Source organism: Henriciella sp., from assembly GCF_049649345.1.
Classification (GTDB): Bacteria; Pseudomonadota; Alphaproteobacteria; order Caulobacterales; family Hyphomonadaceae; genus Henriciella.
Genome location: NZ_JBARZC010000327.1, coordinates 1 through 2035, shown reverse-complemented (window position 1 = coordinate 2035; position 2035 = coordinate 1). Strand labels below are relative to the sequence as shown.

Genomic DNA, 2035 nt, shown 5'->3' with positions numbered 1-2035 from the left:
GACATGGCCTATCTGGTCGAGTGCTGGCCGCGCTATGGCAAGGAGAAGATCACCTTCTCGGCCGAGGATTGCCGCCGATCGATCCAGTATGAGTGCGCGGTCAAGGGCATCTGGGACGATATGGAGCGGGTGCGCGGGCGGGGGGCCTGGCGCGCCGATGATGACGGCAAGAGCCTTGTCCTGCATTGCGGCGATGTCCTGGTGTTTCCCGAGACGCTGGCCGATCCTGGCGAGCATGATGGCCGCGTCTATCCGGGCGGTCCGCGAATGATGCGGCCGCTCAAGGCGAGCGAGGAGTTGTTGCCGGCGGAAGACCCGCGCGCGGCCGCGCACCAGGTCTACCGGATCTTGAAGACGTGGAACTGGAAGCGCGGCGAGCTCGATGCGCGGCTGTACCTCGGCGCGATGATGGCCGGTTTTCTCGGCGGGGCGCTCGACTGGCGCCCGTCTGTGTGGATCACGGGCGAGAGCCGGACGGGCAAATCGACGCTGATCAAGCTCAGGCGCGATGTTATGGACACCTGGTCTCTGAATGCGTCGAATGCGACATCGGCCTCGATCTATCAGCGGGTCAAGTTCGACGCGATCGCAGTCTCGCTCGATGAGCAGGAAAACACGGCCGACAGCCGCAATCTCGACAATATGGTCAAGCTGGCGCGCGATGCGGCGTCTGGCGACCTGATCCTGCGCGGCGGATCCGGCGGCACCGGCACAGCCTTCAGGGCGCGCAACTCGTTCCAGTTTGCCTCGATCAATGCCGCGGCCCTGCGCCAGCAGGACATGAACCGGATGCCGCAGCTCGAGCTCTACCAGATCGAGGATGGCGCCGAGGAGCCGCACTGGACGATCCTCGAGGCGCGCCGCTGGGGCCAGGAGCTGCTCAGGCGGGCCTGCAATCACTGGCATCGATGGGATGAGACGCTGAAGGCGCACCGCGCCGAGCTGAAGCAGCTCGGCCATGATGCGCGCGGGGCCGATACGTTCGGCACGCTGCTGGCGCTCGCCGACCTGGTGCTCAGCGAAGAGGGCTACCTGACCGGCGCGGACGGCAAGAACCATGATCCGGACATGGTCAAGGTGTGGGGCGCGATCCTGCCATCGCTGCTGACCGAATACACCGATGCGATCCCGAACTGGCGGGCCTGTCTCGATCACTTGCTGGCCAGCCGGCCGCGCGACTGGAAGACCGGCGCGCCAAGCTCGATCGGCGGAGCGTGCAGCAATTTCCTGTTCCGCGTGCTTGCCGACAATGGCGACGAGCGCCTCGGCTATGGCGCGATCAAGGAGGAGATGAAGGAGAAGAATGCGCTGCTGGCCTATGCCGGGTGCCGGATCCACCGCGACGCGCGCGGCTTCTGCCTGTTCATCGCGAACAATCATCCGGGCCTGCTCGAGATCTACGAGAAGACCGACTGGAAGGGCATACCGGGCGCGCCCGGACCCTGGACGCGAGCCATGGGCAACGCGCCTCCCGACCTGGTGGAGAAGATCAAGCTCAGCGTCGACGGGACGCAGGGGCGCGGCCTGTCGATCGCGCTCGAAGACTTTGTCGACTGGCGGCCGGAGAAGGATGCGGGCGCCGGCGACGATGAAGAGGGCGATGAAGACGCCCCGTTTTAACCCCTGAAAGGAGACCCCTGAAATGAGTAATGAACTAGGCCAGGCGGCGCGCGACAAGCTGCGTCTGACGATCGAGCGCATCGAGCGGCTCGAGGAGGAGAAGAAAGAGGTCGCAGACCAGATCAAGGATGTGTTCGGCGAGGCGAAAGCCATGGGCTATGACGTGAAGGCCCTGCGCGAAGTTCTGAGGATCCGCAGGCAGGACCGCCAGGAGCGCGAAGAGGCCGAAGCCGTTGTCGAGACCTATCTGGTGGCGCTCGGCGAGATATGAACGGTCATCATGTGCCGTTGATACGGCAGCCCCGGACCCTCGCAGAGGAAGCTCGCGCGCGTCTGGTGGCGATCGAGGAGGAGGCCGGGCCGGTGCGTGGCCCGGCGCCCTATCATTCGCGCTTTGCCGGCCTCGAGGAGGGGC

At 65.5% G+C, this 2035-nt stretch carries 2 protein-coding genes; both read left to right on the top strand.

Annotation, left to right across the window (positions count from 1 at the left end; genetic code table 11):
- On the top strand, positions 1–1620 hold a 1620-nt coding region (locus WA989_RS08700; RefSeq protein WP_424340111.1), incomplete at its 5' end, for a hypothetical protein.
- 22 nt (positions 1621–1642) lie between these two features.
- Complete coding sequence (locus tag WA989_RS08695) at positions 1643–1891, top strand: DUF2312 domain-containing protein (RefSeq protein ID WP_424340110.1); 249 nt, start codon at positions 1643–1645, stop codon at positions 1889–1891.
- Positions 1892–2035 lie beyond the last annotated feature (144 nt).

Coding starts and splice junctions, on each gene's coding strand:
- WA989_RS08695 (WP_424340110.1), top strand. CDS start 1,643: ATGAGTAATGAACTAGGCCAGGCGGCGCGCGACAAGCTGCGTCTGACG.